The sequence below is a fragment of the Pseudomonas sp. GZD-209 genome, from assembly GCF_049310485.1.
Classification (GTDB): domain Bacteria; phylum Pseudomonadota; class Gammaproteobacteria; order Pseudomonadales; family Pseudomonadaceae; genus Aquipseudomonas; species Aquipseudomonas sichuanensis.
Window position 1 is genome coordinate 17,094 of the sequence record NZ_JBMOWQ010000099.1, and the last position, 14,693, is coordinate 31,786.

12 protein-coding genes are annotated in these 14,693 nt (G+C 60.8%); 5 read left to right on the forward strand and 7 right to left on the reverse strand.

What is annotated here, in order from left to right:
- Window positions 1–8: 8 nt before the first annotated feature.
- The 3 genes from ACO6VM_RS12810 to ACO6VM_RS12820 form a co-directional block, all read right to left on the reverse strand.
- Window positions 9–4,793, reverse strand: coding sequence for an RHS repeat-associated core domain-containing protein (locus ACO6VM_RS12810; protein ID WP_422403373.1), 4,785 nt, complete (start codon window positions 4,791–4,793; stop codon window positions 9–11).
- 325 nt (window positions 4,794–5,118) lie between these two features.
- Complete coding sequence (locus ACO6VM_RS12815) at window positions 5,119–5,445, reverse strand: AzlD domain-containing protein (protein ID WP_422403374.1); 327 nt, start codon at window positions 5,443–5,445, stop codon at window positions 5,119–5,121.
- Entirely contained in the window at window positions 5,442–6,176 is a 735-nt protein-coding gene (locus ACO6VM_RS12820; RefSeq protein WP_422403375.1) for an AzlC family ABC transporter permease, read from the reverse strand. Before ACO6VM_RS12820 ends, ACO6VM_RS12815 begins: the two co-directional genes overlap by 4 nt.
- Window positions 6,177–6,340: 164 nt before the next feature.
- Between ACO6VM_RS12820 and ACO6VM_RS12825 the strand changes: the two genes are divergently transcribed.
- Window positions 6,341–7,219, forward strand: a complete 879-nt coding sequence (locus tag ACO6VM_RS12825) for a LysR family transcriptional regulator (RefSeq protein ID WP_401058959.1) — start codon at window positions 6,341–6,343, stop codon at window positions 7,217–7,219.
- Between the two features lie 11 nt (window positions 7,220–7,230).
- Here ACO6VM_RS12825 and ACO6VM_RS12830 read toward each other — a convergent pair whose 3' ends face one another.
- Together ACO6VM_RS12830 and ACO6VM_RS12835 are read right to left on the reverse strand one after the other, a co-directional pair.
- Window positions 7,231–7,530: an AzlD family protein gene (locus ACO6VM_RS12830; RefSeq protein WP_125464332.1), complete on the reverse strand. Its 300-nt coding sequence runs from the start codon at window positions 7,528–7,530 to the stop codon at window positions 7,231–7,233.
- Window positions 7,527–8,240, reverse strand: coding sequence for an AzlC family ABC transporter permease (locus tag ACO6VM_RS12835; RefSeq protein ID WP_401058957.1), 714 nt, complete (start codon window positions 8,238–8,240; stop codon window positions 7,527–7,529). The genes ACO6VM_RS12830 and ACO6VM_RS12835 overlap by 4 nt, the downstream gene beginning before the upstream one ends.
- 118 nt (window positions 8,241–8,358) lie before the next feature.
- Between ACO6VM_RS12835 and ACO6VM_RS12840 the strand changes: the two genes are divergently transcribed.
- Window positions 8,359–8,823 (forward strand): Lrp/AsnC family transcriptional regulator, encoded by a 465-nt coding sequence (locus ACO6VM_RS12840; protein ID WP_401058955.1) that lies wholly within the window; start codon window positions 8,359–8,361, stop codon window positions 8,821–8,823.
- Between the two features lie 156 nt (window positions 8,824–8,979).
- Here ACO6VM_RS12840 and dapA read toward each other — a convergent pair whose 3' ends face one another.
- Complete coding sequence (gene dapA / locus ACO6VM_RS12845; protein WP_422403376.1) at window positions 8,980–9,846, reverse strand: 4-hydroxy-tetrahydrodipicolinate synthase; 867 nt, start codon at window positions 9,844–9,846, stop codon at window positions 8,980–8,982.
- A gap of 311 nt (window positions 9,847–10,157) precedes the next feature.
- Entirely contained in the window at window positions 10,158–10,595 is a 438-nt protein-coding gene (locus tag ACO6VM_RS12850) for an acetyltransferase (protein WP_401058953.1), read from the reverse strand.
- A 249-nt stretch (window positions 10,596–10,844) separates the two neighbouring features.
- Between ACO6VM_RS12850 and ACO6VM_RS12855 the strand changes: the two genes are divergently transcribed.
- The 3 genes from ACO6VM_RS12855 (at window position 10,845) to ACO6VM_RS12865 (ending at window position 14,623) form a co-directional block, all read left to right on the forward strand.
- Window positions 10,845–12,374, forward strand: coding sequence for an FAD-dependent oxidoreductase (locus tag ACO6VM_RS12855; RefSeq protein WP_422403377.1), 1,530 nt, complete (start codon window positions 10,845–10,847; stop codon window positions 12,372–12,374).
- Window positions 12,375–12,767: 393 nt separating this feature from the next.
- Entirely contained in the window at window positions 12,768–13,337 is a 570-nt protein-coding gene (locus ACO6VM_RS12860; protein ID WP_401058949.1) for an acyl carrier protein, read from the forward strand.
- Between the two features lie 11 nt (window positions 13,338–13,348).
- Window positions 13,349–14,623, forward strand: a complete 1,275-nt coding sequence (locus ACO6VM_RS12865) for a beta-ketoacyl-[acyl-carrier-protein] synthase family protein (RefSeq protein ID WP_422403378.1) — start codon at window positions 13,349–13,351, stop codon at window positions 14,621–14,623.
- Window positions 14,624–14,693 lie beyond the last annotated feature (70 nt).

Here is a 14,693-nt window from a genome sequence, read left to right on the forward strand (position 1 = left end):
TTTTAAATTTAATCCTTTAAGCAACCCAAAGACTTACGGCTATCTCCAGTAGGAAGTAAACGCCGCGGATCGAACCTGAATTTCCCCTCCGAATCAAAAGGAACCGGGTTAGGTGAAATGCCTTGAAACCAGATATTACCTCCATAAAAACGAGTTCCCAGTCCCGCCTCACCGAATGCCTTGTCATGATAAGCATCGATGGCATTTCCTGTCACGCCATTTACCCCATGCACTGCCACCTCTGCTTTATCACTGGCTATCAAACTACGTCTGATCTTGTCGGAAATTTCAGCACTCGAATCCTGTCCACCCCAAATCCATGCATTTAATACACCTGCTCCTAGCACGAAATTCACATCTGTTCGTCCCCCACGGCATATCTTCGCAGCGGTTTGGTAGTAACTACTTAGATCACCTGTAGTCTCACAAGACCGAAAATCGTAATACGTGCATATGCTGGTGTCGCCATCCCCATTCAATTCCCACGGCGCCAGCCCCAACGGATCATTACCGCTTACGGGATCTCCACCGATATACTCGTATGCATTCAGTCCACCCATGAACCCGACCGGATCCTCCGATACGTAACGAGCACTCCTCGGATCGTAATAGCGGAACCGGTTGTAATGCAGCCCTGTCTCGTGATCTTGATACTGTCCCTGGAAGCGTATCGGGTTCCTCACTGCGCCAATAGCATCTTGACCATCCTGCAAATCGGCAAGATCTCCCCAAGCCGTGTAACGTGCCGCCCACACCACACGCCCTTCCTCATCCGTCAACTCCATCGGCGTACCCAGATGATCACATTGGTACCAGTACATGCTGTCGAACGTTTGAGGCTTCACTTCGGTGTGCCACAGAGGGTCTTGGTCAAAATCATATTCACGGCCATTCCAGTCTGGTTGCTTGTGCAGGCGAACCGGACCATTGCGCACCGCTTGGGCCACTGGCACAAAACTGCCTGGCAGATACAAGTAGTGCACGGTTCTGCCGGTATCACTGTCGTCACGCGGTGGGGAACTCTCCCAGGCAAGCGCGTTGCCATCCCAGCCGAACAGCGTAAAACCGCATTTCAACTCGCGCTGTCGTTTGGCTCGCTGCATCTGGTTCCAGCCAGTACCGGCTTCAGGCCTATCCCAGTAATGGGCAACGGAGTGCTTGTGCAACCGACGACCTAAAGCGTCGTAACTGAAATCGACCTTGAGCCGGTCATCGTTGTAATGCGTCAGGCGATCGAACAAGTCCCAGGTCAGATGAGCATGCTTGCCCTCTTGCAGCCGGTGAATCAGGTTGCCGCGCTCGTCATATTTGAAATGGACACCGCCGTATTCGCGCAAGCGGTTGTCCATCAGCTTCCCATGCCTGGCCTTTTCTTCCAGAGGGCGATTGAGTTGTTGGGCTTCGTCAATGAGGTTGCCCGCGGGATCGAACGCGAAAGTTTCAACGCCTAAACGGCTGGCGGCCTGCAGCAGCCGGCCAAGCGGGTCGTATTGGTAAGCCAATTGCCCACGACGCGTATCGCGAATACCGGTCAGTTGGCCGACCGTGTCGTACTGATACTCCCGTTTGAGCAGGACAGATTCGCCATCGGCACCGCCAATCAATTGCTCTTGCGGCCTTCCCCGCAGAGTCCACTGCTGTTTGTGCATGAGTTTGTTGCCTTGATGGCGAACAATTTCGCGGTGCAGGTCGTCACGCTCGAAGGCGAGCATTTCGTGATGATCGAGCGTCATGCCAGCGACATGGCCGCTACCGTAAGTCAACCAACTGACCTTGTGGCCATCGGGCCGGATGGTTGCCACACGCTGGTTCAACGCATCGTATTCATGCTGCCAGACGGCAACCATGGGTGTGCCGATACCCAGATAATGCAGGTGCTCGCGGACCATGTTGCCGGCTTGGTCATGGAACCATTGCAACATGCTGACGGCATTGCGGGCCTGGAGCAGTTGGCCATTGCCGTTGTAGGCATAATGCTCCGATTCCACCTGTTCACCGAGGCTGGCAGTACGTTCGATCAGTCGGCCCATGCGATCGAAACGAATGGTTACGCGACGCTGGCCAACCTGCGTGAACGCCAGCCGCCCGGTATGCACGTCATACCGATAGTGCTTAGCCAAACCGTCGAAACCGGTTTCCTGCGACAAACGTCCGACTAGGTCGTAGCAGAACGCCGCTCTACTTCCGTTCTGGTTGTCCAGGCAGACCAGTCGACCTAGCTTGTCCCAGTGGTAGCGCAACGTGTACCCCGCGGCATCGACACGCTCACTTGGCAACCCAGCATGGGTATAGCTCCAGGTAGTAGACCGATCCAGCGCATCGACATGGGCCAGCAACCGGCCTTCGGCATCGCGTTCGAAGCGCTCTTCGGTCATGTCCGCATGGGTAACCTTGCTCAACTGCCCCGCCTTGTAGGCATACTGGATGCTCTCGCCCAGCGCATTGCTGGCCTGCACCAGGCGCCCCAGTTCGTCGTACTCCCATTTACTGGTCTTGCCGGAGCAGTCGGTGTATTCGAGCAGTTGCCCGGCGTCGTTGTACGCCATCTTCTTTTCGTTGCCGTTGGCGTCCTTGATCGCCTTCAACAGTCCCGTCGAGGTGTAGGCGAACTCGGTCTTGTTGCCCAGCGGGTCGACCGTTTCGACCAGGTTGCCGGCATCGTCGTAGTCACGCAGCCACAGGCCGCCTTCGGCATCGCTGATCTTGATCAGCTGGTCCTTGTCGTCGTAGGCGTAGTGCACCACGCTATGGTCGGCGCGGATGTGCTGCAGGCGGTTGCTGCGCTCATCGTAGGTGTAGCGGTCCTGGCTGCCGTCGGCGTGCAGGTGGCGGATCACGTTCTTGCGGGCGTCGCGGAACAGCCACTCGGAGCGCTCGTCGGCGTGCTGGATGCGGTAGGTGTAGCCCTCGGCGTCATAGTAGTGGCGGGTCTGGCCGCCATGGGCGTCGGTTACGGTGGTCAGGCGGATGTGCGCGTCCCACGTCAGGCGGGTTTCGAAGCTGCCGTCGTCGGCCCATTCGCGGATTGCCCGGGCGTGCGGGCCGCTGCCGTCCCATTCCAGGTTCAGGCCGCGCTCGGTGCGGTCGGTGTAGCGGGTGATCAGGTGGTGCTGGTACTGGTAGCGCCAGGCGGCGCCGTGTTCATCCTGGGCGGCGATCAGGTCGCCCTGGTCGTCATAGTGGTAGGCGCACAGCTGGCGCAGCGGCTTGCCGTCGACCACTTGCCACAGGCCCTGGATATGGCCGTGGTCATCGAGCAGCGTGCCCAGTTGCAGGTGGACTTTGGACGGGTCGTTGTCGGCGTAGGTGTTGATGTCCGACAGCACCGGGCGGCCGTTGTGGCTGTGCTCGTAGTGCAGCATCGCGCCGACGCCGTTGCGCATGACGATATGCACCAGGTGGAAGCGATCGCCGACGCGCTCGTAGGTCTCGTGGCGCTCCTGCCCGCGCGACAGGATGAGCTGGGTGTCGGTGGTGCGGGTCAGGCCACGGTACTCGACCGCGTCGTAATGGGTTTTGCCGACCTTGGGCAGCGGGTAGGCGTGGCTGCGGCCGTCGATATCGTGCAGCAGCAGGCCATCGTCCTGCACATCGATGCAGGTGGTGAACGCGGTGATCCAGCGGGCGCCGAGGCTGGCGCTGTCGAGGGCGGCCAGGCGCGAGTGGTAGGTGCGGGTCCAGGTGATCGGGAACGGGCCGGGCAGGCTGAAATCGGTGTGCTGCAGGGTCTCGCTGCCCAGGGCGAAGTTGATGCTGTTGCAGGTGTTGGCCGGGGCGCCGTTCTTGCACTGGTTGGCGGCCTGGGACGCGGGCGCCTGCTCTTTCTGGGTTTCCAGCTTGCCTTCGGCCAGCTGGTGGCGGGCCTTGCTGGTGCCGCCGGGCTTGATGTTGGCCGCCACCTGTTGCGGGTTGCGTTGGCGCCACTGCTTGACGCTGCTGGCCAGGGTCTGACTCAGGGCCTCGATGGAACCGGGACTGCCAGCGTCGCCCAGCTTGAGGATCATGCCGCATATCAGTGGCGCCAAGGTGCGCAGGTGCGCGCTGTGGGCTAGCAGTTCGGCCTTGGCCGTAGGGCTGAGGGTGGGGCTGACGTTGGTCATGCCCTTGCCAGCGTGCTTGTAGGCGCTGAAGGCGCCGGCCAGGTAGTTGTCGAGCGTGGCCAGCGGGTTGTGCATCAGCGCGCTGCTTGGGGTGGATGCCGGGCGGGCGTGTCTTGGGCCGGCGCCTTCGGCCAGGGTGGCCAGGCCACGGGCAATGTCGAGGATGATCTGCTCGCCGAGGGTGGCGGCCTCGGCGAGGATGCCCTTGAGTTTGCCGGTGGCCTGGCTGACGAAATTATCGAGGCTGCCGACGATATCGGCGTTGAGGTGGCCGGCCAGCAGTTCGACCGAGGCATCGTCGAGCACCTGCTTACCCTCCTGGCGCACGAACAGCAGCATCGGCCGCAAGCTCATGCGCGCTGGTGCCTCACCGGCGGGCGAGGTGACCAAGGCGATCAGATTGAGGGCAAAGGTGGCGCAGTCGAGTGGGTCGGGTACCTGGCTGCGGGCCAGGGTAACGATAGCGCTCAGTGCTTCGATCAGGGCGATGCTGTTGCCCGCCACTGGCACATTGCCGGCGACGGCCTTGAGGCGCTCGAGGGTGGCATGGCCGGCACTGACTTCCCGTAGCCAGGCATCGAACACTGCGGCGCCACGGCCGACGTCCTTGGCCTGGATTTCGGCGAGTGGTGTGATCGCTACTTGTAAAATGCCCTTGCCTGAAGGGCTGGCCTTGTCGGGGGTGGTTGCCATCTGGTTTGGCGCTCCTTGCTGAAAAGGAGGTCGCCTGTTGGCTACGCATCGCGGGGCAAGCCCGCTCCCACAAGGGGGGCGGTGCAGTGCAATGGCCTCGGTCGGGCGACCTGAAAATGCAGGAGGGAAACCATACCGAGGCGGTATTCAGGAAGAAGTCAGAAGGTGTCTCGCGCGCAGGAAGGAGCATTCTTGAAGGCATGTAGCAAAAGACCTACACGTCCAAGGCGGGCATAAACACTATGTAGTTAATGATTGTTTGAGGCTGTATTCATCGGCTTTCCGGAGCGCCCTCTGATCCTAGGGCATCACGCCCCAACGCCTGTCACATCCCCCAATACTTCAGCGCCCACAACACCCCCATCCCAACCCCCAGCGTCAACAGGGTACTGCGAGTGCGCCAGGCCATCACGCCGGCCAGTATCGCCGCGGGTATCTGCGGGTTGCTCCAGTCGAACGCCGCATGCCGGTCCTGATACACCACCGCCGGCAGCACCAGCGCTGCCAGCACGCTCGCCGGCACATAGGCCAGCGCCCGCCGGAACCACGGTGGTATGCGCAGGCTGCGGTAGTACTCGATGAACGACAGGCGCAGGGCGAAAGTGCCCAGGCCCGCCAGCAGGAAAGTGATCCATTGCCATGCCTGACTCATGAGGCCTCCTGGTCAGCGTGCTGTTCCACGGTCTGAGCCATGCCAAGCTGCTCCAGCGCCAGCCCGGCCAGGATGCCGCCGAGCGCGGCCACCAGCATCCCCAGGTTGTAGGGCATGTCGATGGCCAGTACCGCCAGCACCCCGCCCACTGTTGCCGCCCCGAGCATCGCCCGGTTGCGGATGGCGGGCACCAGCAGCGCCAGGAACGATAACGGGATGGCGAACCCCAGCGACCAGGTCGGCGGTATGCCGGAGCCCACCGCCACGCCCACCAGCACGGCGAGGTTCCAACCCAGCCACATGACCATGGCGGTGCCGAGGTAGTACTCGAAGGCGAACCCGCCCAGGCCCTCCCGTGCGTTGAGCCTGAGGGTGCACAGGGCGAAGGATTGGTCCGAAAGCAGGTAGGCCATCGACCAGCGGCGCTGGGGTGGCAGGTTGCTGAAATGCGGCGCCAGCGAGGCGCTGTACATCAGAAAGCGCAGGTTGATCACCAGCGCGGTGACCACCATGGTGATGGGCAAGGCGCCGTTCTGCATCAATTGCAGCACGGCCATCTGCGCCGAGCCCGAGTAGAACAGCAGGGTCATGCCCATGGCCTCGCTTGGCGACAGCCCCAGGTTGATCGCCGTGACCCCGGTGATCAGGCCGAACGGCACGATCCCGGTGGTCAGCGGCAGGACTGCGCGGGCGCCCTGCATGAACGCTTGGGCCCTGTTGGATGGTTGCATTGGAATGCCTTCTGAAATGGCCCGGCAAGCTGCGGCCGGGATCGCTGCAGGCCAGCGCCGATAGGGCTTTGGCAAGCCTGTAGAGGTCACGTTAATGCGCGGCAGAATTGCTGGCAACGGCAGATTTATGGAATATTAGGCCTAAAAAAACTAGGGCTCACACCATGCCGTTGCACGCGCCAACCCGCCATACCCTGCAGCTCAATGCACTGCGCGCCTTCGAAGCTTCCGCCCGGCTGGGGGGCTTTGCCCGCGCGGCTGACGAGCTGAAAGTCAGCCCGGGTGCCATCGCCGCGTTGGTCAAGACACTCGAGGCCCAGTACGGTGCCATGCTGTTCGAACGCCACGCCAAAGGCGTCAGGCTCACGCCGCTGGGCGAAAGCGTGAAGGCCCAGTTCACCGAGGCCTTCGATGCGGTGGAAGAAGCCGCGCGTACCCTGCGCCGGCTGGCTGCGCCGCAGCGGGTGCATATCGTCACATCACCTGCCTTGGCGCAGTTGTGGATCGGCCCGCGGCTGCCGCGCCTGACCGAGCTGCTGGCGCCCATCGAGATCTCGGTCACGGCGGTGGACGAGCCACCCAACCTCAAGCGCAGCCCTTATGACCTGTGCCTGTTCTACACCGACAAGCCTGGGCACGGGCAGCGCGTGCTGTGCAGTGAGGCGGTGGTCCCGGTGTGTGTCCCGGCCCTGGCCGCTGGTATCGAGCGCCCCGAAGATCTGTGCGACACGCGCTGCATCGCCGATGTCGGCTGGAGCGATTGGGCGGCGTGGGCTGGTGCGGTCATGCCCGATGTCCCATTCGTGGCCCAGGGGCCAGGGTTCTCGCTGTACTCCATCGCCGTGCAGCAGGCGCTGCTGGGCGCAGGTGTGCTGATCGGGCGGCAGAGCCTGGTGCAGCGCTACCTCGACAGTGGCGAGCTGATCATGCCGATCGCCCGGGTCGTCCCCCTGGGTGTCGATATCGCCGTGTGGCGCCTGCCTGTTGCCCGCGGCAATCGAATGGTCATCAAGGTGGAGGAAGCGCTGGCGCAGTTGGCTTAGCGCTGCCGGCGTCAATGCAGCACCGCACGCAACGCACCGGTGACAACGATGGCGAACAGCACCACCGGCAGAATGGAGTAACGCGTGGCGGCAAGCAGGGTCAGGGCCAGTGCGATCGAGTCGGCGGGGTCGCCGCTGACGAATTTGGGCGCGATCACCGCGATCAGCACACAGCCCGGTGCGGCGCTGAGCACTTGAGTGAGTTGCGGCCCCATGACCCGATTGCGCAATAGCAAAAAGCCCAGTGCGCGTGTCAGGTAAGTGACCAGGGCCATGCCGAGGATCGTGGCCAGGGTAGTGATGTCGATCATGGCTTGGCCCACAGGTAGGCGCTGACCAGGCCAGCCACGGTGCCCGCGAGGACGTACCAGCCGCCGGGGATCAACAGGTGGAACAGCGCGGCGGTTACCAGGCTGAACAGCCAGGGCAGGGCGGCGTGCACGCCTTTCCACATGCCCTTGAGCAGTACCAGGAAAACGGCGGCGAAGGCCATGTCGAAGCCATAACTGCGCAGGTCGCCCAGCAGCGGCCCGACCAGCGCCCCCAGGGTGGTGAAGGTTACCCAGGTGGCCCACAGGCACAGCGACACGCCCATGTAGTAGCGCAGGCTGAAGCCATTGTGCCGACGGGCATCGGCCAAGCCCATGGCCCAGCTCTCGTCACACATGAAAAACACTGCGCCAAGCGCTTGCTTCAGGGGCAGGTGGCGCAGGTAGGGCGCCAGGGTAGCGCCCATCAGCAGGTGGCGGCTGTTGACCAGCAGGGTCATGGCGACGATCACCAGTATCGCCGGGGGCGAGGTCCACAGTTCGATGGCGGCGAACTCCGAACCGCCACCGAAGTTCAGGCCGGTCATCAATGCAACCTCAGCAGCATTGAGCTGGTGCTGCGACGCCTGCGCACCGAGTACCAGGGCGAACGGGATGAAGCCCAGCAGCATCGGCAGGGCTGCCACGGCGCCACGCCGTAGTTCGCTGTCGGGGGCAGTGGGATCGTTCAGGGCGGGTTCAAGGGTATTCATGGTCACCTCCAGTGGAGGAGAATTATTCCAATGTGCTGTTGAAATAGGCTTGCGTAATTGCAATAGCTCACTGAGGATTTGGCATCTGCTACCAATAACACTCGATTTGAGGTTTTCAATGCCAATCAAGCTTGATGCCATCGACCGCCGCATCCTGCGTGCCCTGCAGCGGGACGGGCGTCTGCAGAATCAGGAGCTGGCCAAGCAAGTGGGGTTGTCCCCGTCGCCGTGCCTGCGGCGGGTACGGTTGCTGGAGGACGCGGGAGTAATCGAGCGCTACGTGGCGCTGGTGGACCCGGCCAAGGTGGCATTGGGGCTGACCCTGTTCGTGCGGGTGTGGCTCAAGCGCCAGGACCAGGAAACCACCGACATCTTCATCAACGCGGTGCGCCAACTGCCCGAGGTGGTGGAGTGTCATGTGATGGCGGGCGACTGTGACCTGTTGCTACGGGTGGTGGCGGCGGATCTGGAAGCCTACCGGCGTTTCCAGGTGGCCCATCTGACCAGCCTGGATGTGGTGCAGAACGTCAAGACCGAAGTGCCCATGGAGAAGGTCAAGCTGACCACTGAGTTACCGGTGTAGCGCGCGGCTCGATCTGGCCCGTGTCGGCATTGCAACCGAGCAGCCGCATACGCATTGCGAATGCTCGGTTTACGCGACCAGTTGCGACCGTTTCCATCGCTCATGGTAATGCGGATACCTGGCGGGGGCTCGGCGAAAGCCACCGTCCGAGGTCGGTTATAGCGTTATTGACGGCAGGACTGACCGGAGCCGTTCCATGGCCAGTGCGCTGCAGGGTTGCATGGGCTCACGAAGTTCATTGGCGATGAGCCCTTGAACAGAAAGCGCTGCCTTCACCATGGCGGGGTTCGGTTCCGCAAATGCCGATTGAATCCAGGGCAGAAGACGATAGAAGACCGAGCGAGCTGCACCAACGTCGCCTTCGTCCATGTGGCGCACCAGTTGCGCGTAGAGATCAGCATGGATGTGAGCTGATGCCGAGATGGCGCCGGCACCTCCCAGGGCGAGATTGGTGAATATCTGGATATCCTCTCCAGTTAACACTTGAACATGGCCGTCGTTGATCAGTGCCATCGTTGTTTCGATATCGCCACCGCAGTCTTTCACCGCGGCAATGTTCGAGTGGCGCACGATCCGTCGTAGTGTCTCGCGCTCGATCCTCACACCTGTCCGATACGGAATGTCGTAGACCACAACGGGAACTGACGATGCGTCAGCCACGGCCTGGAAGAAAGATTCGATGCCTTGCTGTGAAGGGCGGATGTAGTAGGGCGCTGGGACAAGCACGCCAGCGATGTCGCGGCGCTGGATTTTTTGCTGGAACGCCAGGACTTCCTGCAGGTTGTTGCCCGAGAGCCCCATGATCACTTGGCCTGGCTGGGCGACTTCAAGCACGGCATCCAGCGCCTCGAGCTGTTCATCTTTGCTCATTGCCGCAGCTTCACCCGTGGTACCGCATACCACCAGGCCTCTCACACCCTCATTGAGGAGCTTCTTGGCCAAGCCTTGAAGGGCGTCGAAATCGACCTGCCCCGAACGAAAAGGTGTGACCAGTGCAACCCAGATACCGCGCAAATTAGACATGCATTACTCCTCAGGCAGACCGATTAGTCGACGTCAGAGGAGGGGATGGGAATCAAGCGGGGAAGAGACCTGGCGCTATCTGTCCTGTCAGCTCATCTGACGGGACAGCGCCCCGGTCAAATGAGCGACTGTTTCTTGGATTTCTTGGCAACGGACACGCATGCGCATGCCTGGGCGTAGAGGCCCATGGCAGTCAGCATGTGGTCAGTGTTGGGAATCATGGTTGATCCGTTGCCAAGAGGTGCATCGGGATAGTGCGCAAGGCGGCTGTGTTTAGTCAACAGGCATTTGGGGTCGATGGGATTATTGGGCTAGTGATGCAGGCTCATGTGCAGCAAAGGGAAGGGGCGACCCTCGCCATCCAGCGGCGAACGACCTGTTTGCGCAAACCCGTAATGCAAATAGAACCCTACCGCTTCGGGGTTCTGCTCGTTCACGTCAACACTCAGCTGATTGCGCGAACTGCGGGCATGATCCAGCAGCGCGCGGCCAATACCTGTCCCGCGCAGATCGGGTTCGATGAAGAGCATCTCTACGTGGTTTTCATTGAGCCCGATAAAGCCCAGCGGATAGTCCTCGGCATTTACAGTGACCCATAATTCAACAGCGGGCAGGTAGACATCCCGAAGCTGAGGTAGCAATGCCTCGATATCGGACGCTTGCAGGAAGTGATGAGTGGCGCGGACAGAGCGCAGCCAGAGGTTGAGCAGTTGTGGATGGTCGGCATGGGTAGCCTGACGAATGATCATGGAATCAGCCTTAACACTTGATAGCGGAAATGAGGCGCGCTCGTCGACAGCGCCCGTATAAGTGTCGGCAACCTGTATGACCGCTTCGCGAGTCAACGCCTGGGCGGTGCACGGCAGATCTGGCCGCAAAGGAGGGAGGAAGGACTCTATCGAGAGGTATTCGGGGTATCAATAGAAAATTGCGGATGGACTTTGGCTGCGCTCGGGAACATTCATGACGCAGTGGCCATTTATTTTCGAGGTGAGATCATGGCGGCGCAAACCGACGTTCTTATTGTTGGGGCTGGCCCGACCGGGCTGGTGCTTGCTCTTTGGCTCACCAGGCAAGGCGTCGGCGTAACGATCGTCGACAAGAACAGTGGGCCCGGCGAAGCTTCTCGTGCCATGGCTGTTCAAGCCCGCACGCTAGAGCTGTATCGCCAGCTCGATATAGCCGATGCAGTGATAGAAGCCGGCTATAAAACACCTGCCATGAACATGTGGGCGCGAGGCAGCCACAGAGCGCGCATCCCCTTGGTCGATGCAGGCAGAGCGGTTTCTCCATACCCCTTCGTGTTGATCTACCCCCAGGATCGCCATGAGCGCCTGCTGGTGCAGCAACTCCATGCCCTTGGCGTGGACGTGCAATGGCAGACCGAACTGCTGCGCTTCGAAGAGGGTGAAAGCCACGTCACGGCCATGCTGAAACAGGCTGATGGGCAGGAGGTGGCCATGACTGCGGCTTACCTGGCAGGCTGCGATGGCGCTCGGTCGCTCGTTCGACATCAGATCGGCAGCGGTTTCGAGGGCGGCACTTATAAGCAGCTTTTCTATGTCGCGGATGTCAGGGTGACGGGCATTGAGCCTGCGGGTGAGGCGCACATCGCTTTTGACAAGTCCGACTTTGTGCTGCTCCTGTGCTACGGCGAAAAGGACCAATACCGCCTGATTGGCACCGTGCGAGACGAGCGTGCCGAGCATCCCGAGCAGCTGACGTTCGCGGACGTTGGCCACGATGCCATCAACGGCTTGAACCTCAAGATCAGCGAGGTGAACTGGTTTTCCAGCTACCGCGTTCATCATCGTGTCACGGACCATTTCCGCCGGGGCAGAGCGTTTTTGCTCGGCGATGCTGCGCATGTCCACAGCCCGGCAGGCGGGCAGGGCATGAACACCGGCATTCTGGATGCAATCAACCTGGCGTGGAAGCTGGCAGCGGTGGTCAAAGGCAAGGCGCCCGAAACCTTGCTCGACAGCTACCAGATCGAACGCCAGGCATTTGCCCGCACGCTGGTAGAGACCACTGACAAGCTGTTCACCTTTGTTACTGCTCAGGGCGGATTGGCTGACTTTGTGCGCACGCGCATCGCACCGGTCTTCGCCAGCGTTGCGTACAAGCGCGCGAGCGTGCGTGAGTACCTGTTCCGTGTGGTTTCGCAAACCACCCTTGATTACCGCGACAGCCCGCTTAGCCAAGGTAAGGCAGGCGAGGTCCAGGGGGGTGATCGCCTGCCTTGGCTGCCTGGGGGCACGGCGGACAACTACGACTCACTGACAGCCATCGAGTGGCAAGTGCAGGTTTACGGTGAGGCCAAGGCAGACCTGGCCCAATGGTGCACGCAGCACGGCATTGCCCTGCATGTTTTCGCTTGGCAGCCGGCGTACGAGAAAGCCGGCGTTGCCAGAAATGCTGCTTATCTGTTGCGGCCTGATACCTATGTCGCGCTGGCAGATCCTGAGGGGGAGGCGTCCACATTGAACCGATATTTCGAGGAGCGCGGTGTTGTGCTGCCCGCTTGAGCAATGAGTTGCGTTGCGTACGATCAGGCGATCGGCGAATCGGTACGGGTCAGCATATGGCGTTGCCCAGTGGTAGTGCTGGATCTCTTCTCACGCCAAGTAAGTGTTAGCGCTCTCGATGTGCTCTTTCTTCGGGCGCCAAATCTGGAACTACCGTGCTGTTTCAAGCCATCGATTTTGTCAATTTACACTCCCTATGCAAACACCATTGAAGTGCTTAAACCAAGGGTTTAAGGGTTCGTCGGGATTTCTCTTAAAAGCCATGATGGCAAGTTGACTCTCCCCTTAAGGGGAGACTTTAGACTCCCGGCCCTCGACAGATCTGGCCTGAAAACAGTTTTTTTGGCCCGATGACTTCATTCATTCAATGCGGCTTTTGTAGGGAAACAATCAATGAACAATCCATTGGAATTGGACAGCATTATCAACAGTACACGGGAGATCCTTGCACAGTTGTTGGTGATGGATATGGGCGACGTGGCAGAGCACAGCAGTATCGTTGACGACCTCAGCGCCGACTCGCTGGACATCGTCGACCTGAGCTTCCAGCTGGGCCGTCAGTACGGTTGCACCTTGCCGAAAACCAGCGTGCTGGATCACGCAGTAGCGGTGTTCGGCGACGCCACCCGGTTTGTCGAAAAGGGCCGTATCACGCAGGACGGCGTGGCTTTGCTGGAGCAGAGCCTCAGCGCTTACGCGCCGGGCCAGTTGCGCGCGGGTATGCTGCCGGGCGATGTCTTCTCGGCCACCACCGTGCGTAACTGGGCGCAGCAATGCCATAACGTTTTCAACTACCTCCCCGAGGCCTGCCCTGAGTGTGGCGCGGTTCACGCCCAACTCAATGAACGCAAACAAGTGGTGTGTGGCGGTTGCAGTGCTCGCCTGACCCCTCTGGACGGTGACTCGATCTCGCGTCTGTTGGTTGAGCAGTACGCGGCCACCCAGTTGCAAGCCTCGGCGTAGGGGTTGCCTTGATGCAGGCCCGAGAGGTTCTGGTCACAGGCTACGGCCTGGTGGCGCCCATGGCACTGGATGCGGCCTCGCTGTTCACGACGATCAGCCAAAAGCGTTCCTGCATTCGCCAGCACCCGGCGTTTGTCGAACTGGGGTTTGCGAACCCGGCGGCCGGATTTATCGATGAGCAACAATGGCAGGTCATCGCGGCAGCCTTCCCGGGCGATCTGCGGACCACCTCCCGCCAGGAATGGCTGGCGCATTACGTGGCCCGTCAGGCGCTGGCCCATGCCGGGTTGGCCGACGGCGCATTTGCCCGGGTCGCCAGCGGCATTTTTGTCGGGGCGAACAAACATTGCGTGAGCGGTGATCTGCGGGACGCCAGCCGTTACATGGACGATCAGGGGCGGGTCGATCTCGACCACTACCTGGATAACCACACCCTCAGCGGTGGGGCGTTTGCCCGGCGGATCGATCAGCAAACCTGCCATCTCGCCGAATGGTTGGGTGTACGTGACCATATCTCCACGCATTCCGATGCCTGTGCCGCCGGCACCATGGCCATCGGCAGCGCCTATCGAGCGATCGCCCGTGGCGAGATCGACCTGGCGTTGTGCGGCGCGGTGGAGTTGATGGCCCATGAATTGTCCTACTACAGCTTTGATGGGCTGGGAGCACTTTGCCAGCGAGTGGACTTTTCCCCACAACAACAGAGCCGGCCGTTCATGCCGGACCGCTGCGGTTTTGTGCTGAGTGAAGGGGCGGCGCTGCTGGTGCTGGAATCCCGCGAGCATGCCGAGCGTCGTCAGGCCTGTGCGCTGGGCCGGGTGCTGGGTTACGCGAACCTGTGCGAGGCAGAAAAAATCACCTCCAGCAGTCGCGACGGCAGCAAGTATGCCGCCTGCATGACGGCGGCCCTGGCCGATGCCGAACTGACCAGTGCGGTTGTGGACCATGTGAATGTTCACGGTACGTCGACCCAGGCCAATGACCGTTGCGAGGCCCTGGGCTTGGCGCAGGCCTTCGGCGAAACCCTGGAAAACATGACATTCACCGCCAACAAATCTGCCGTTGGGCATTCGTTGGCCGGCAGTGGTGCCATTGAGGCGGTGCTGTCGTTGATGAGCATTCAGTTCGGCGTGGCCTTGCCGACCCTCAATTTTCAGCCGGAAAAATCCGAATTTCCGCAGTTGAAATTCCTTTGCGAACCGTTGCAGCAACCGATCAACGTCGTGCTCTCCAACTCCTTCGGGTTTGGTGGCGTGAACAGTTCATTGGTGCTGGGCAGGGCATGAAATGACCAGATCCAATTCAACTGCCGTTTACATCACCGCAGCGTCGGTACTCAACGCTGCCGGTACTGAA

What these genes read in the sequence shown, in the direction of transcription:
- ACO6VM_RS12835 (WP_401058957.1), bottom strand. Translation starts at nt 8,240, where the DNA reads ATGAATACCCTTGAACCCGCCCTGAACGATCCCACTGCCCCCGACAGC.
- ACO6VM_RS12815 (WP_422403374.1), bottom strand. Translation starts at nt 5,445, where the DNA reads ATGAGTCAGGCATGGCAATGGATCACTTTCCTGCTGGCGGGCCTGGGC.
- ACO6VM_RS12810 (WP_422403373.1), bottom strand. Translation starts at nt 4,793, where the DNA reads ATGGCAACCACCCCCGACAAGGCCAGCCCTTCAGGCAAGGGCATTTTA.
- ACO6VM_RS12860 (WP_401058949.1), top strand. Translation starts at nt 12,768, where the DNA reads ATGAACAATCCATTGGAATTGGACAGCATTATCAACAGTACACGGGAG.
- ACO6VM_RS12820 (WP_422403375.1), bottom strand. Translation starts at nt 6,176, where the DNA reads ATGCAACCATCCAACAGGGCCCAAGCGTTCATGCAGGGCGCCCGCGCA.
- ACO6VM_RS12865 (WP_422403378.1), top strand. Translation starts at nt 13,349, where the DNA reads ATGCAGGCCCGAGAGGTTCTGGTCACAGGCTACGGCCTGGTGGCGCCC.
- ACO6VM_RS12830 (WP_125464332.1), bottom strand. Translation starts at nt 7,530, where the DNA reads ATGATCGACATCACTACCCTGGCCACGATCCTCGGCATGGCCCTGGTC.
- ACO6VM_RS12850 (WP_401058953.1), bottom strand. Translation starts at nt 10,595, where the DNA reads ATGATCATTCGTCAGGCTACCCATGCCGACCATCCACAACTGCTCAAC.
- ACO6VM_RS12855 (WP_422403377.1), top strand. Translation starts at nt 10,845, where the DNA reads ATGGCGGCGCAAACCGACGTTCTTATTGTTGGGGCTGGCCCGACCGGG.
- ACO6VM_RS12840 (WP_401058955.1), top strand. Translation starts at nt 8,359, where the DNA reads ATGCCAATCAAGCTTGATGCCATCGACCGCCGCATCCTGCGTGCCCTG.
- ACO6VM_RS12825 (WP_401058959.1), top strand. Translation starts at nt 6,341, where the DNA reads ATGCCGTTGCACGCGCCAACCCGCCATACCCTGCAGCTCAATGCACTG.
- dapA (WP_422403376.1), bottom strand. Translation starts at nt 9,846, where the DNA reads ATGTCTAATTTGCGCGGTATCTGGGTTGCACTGGTCACACCTTTTCGT.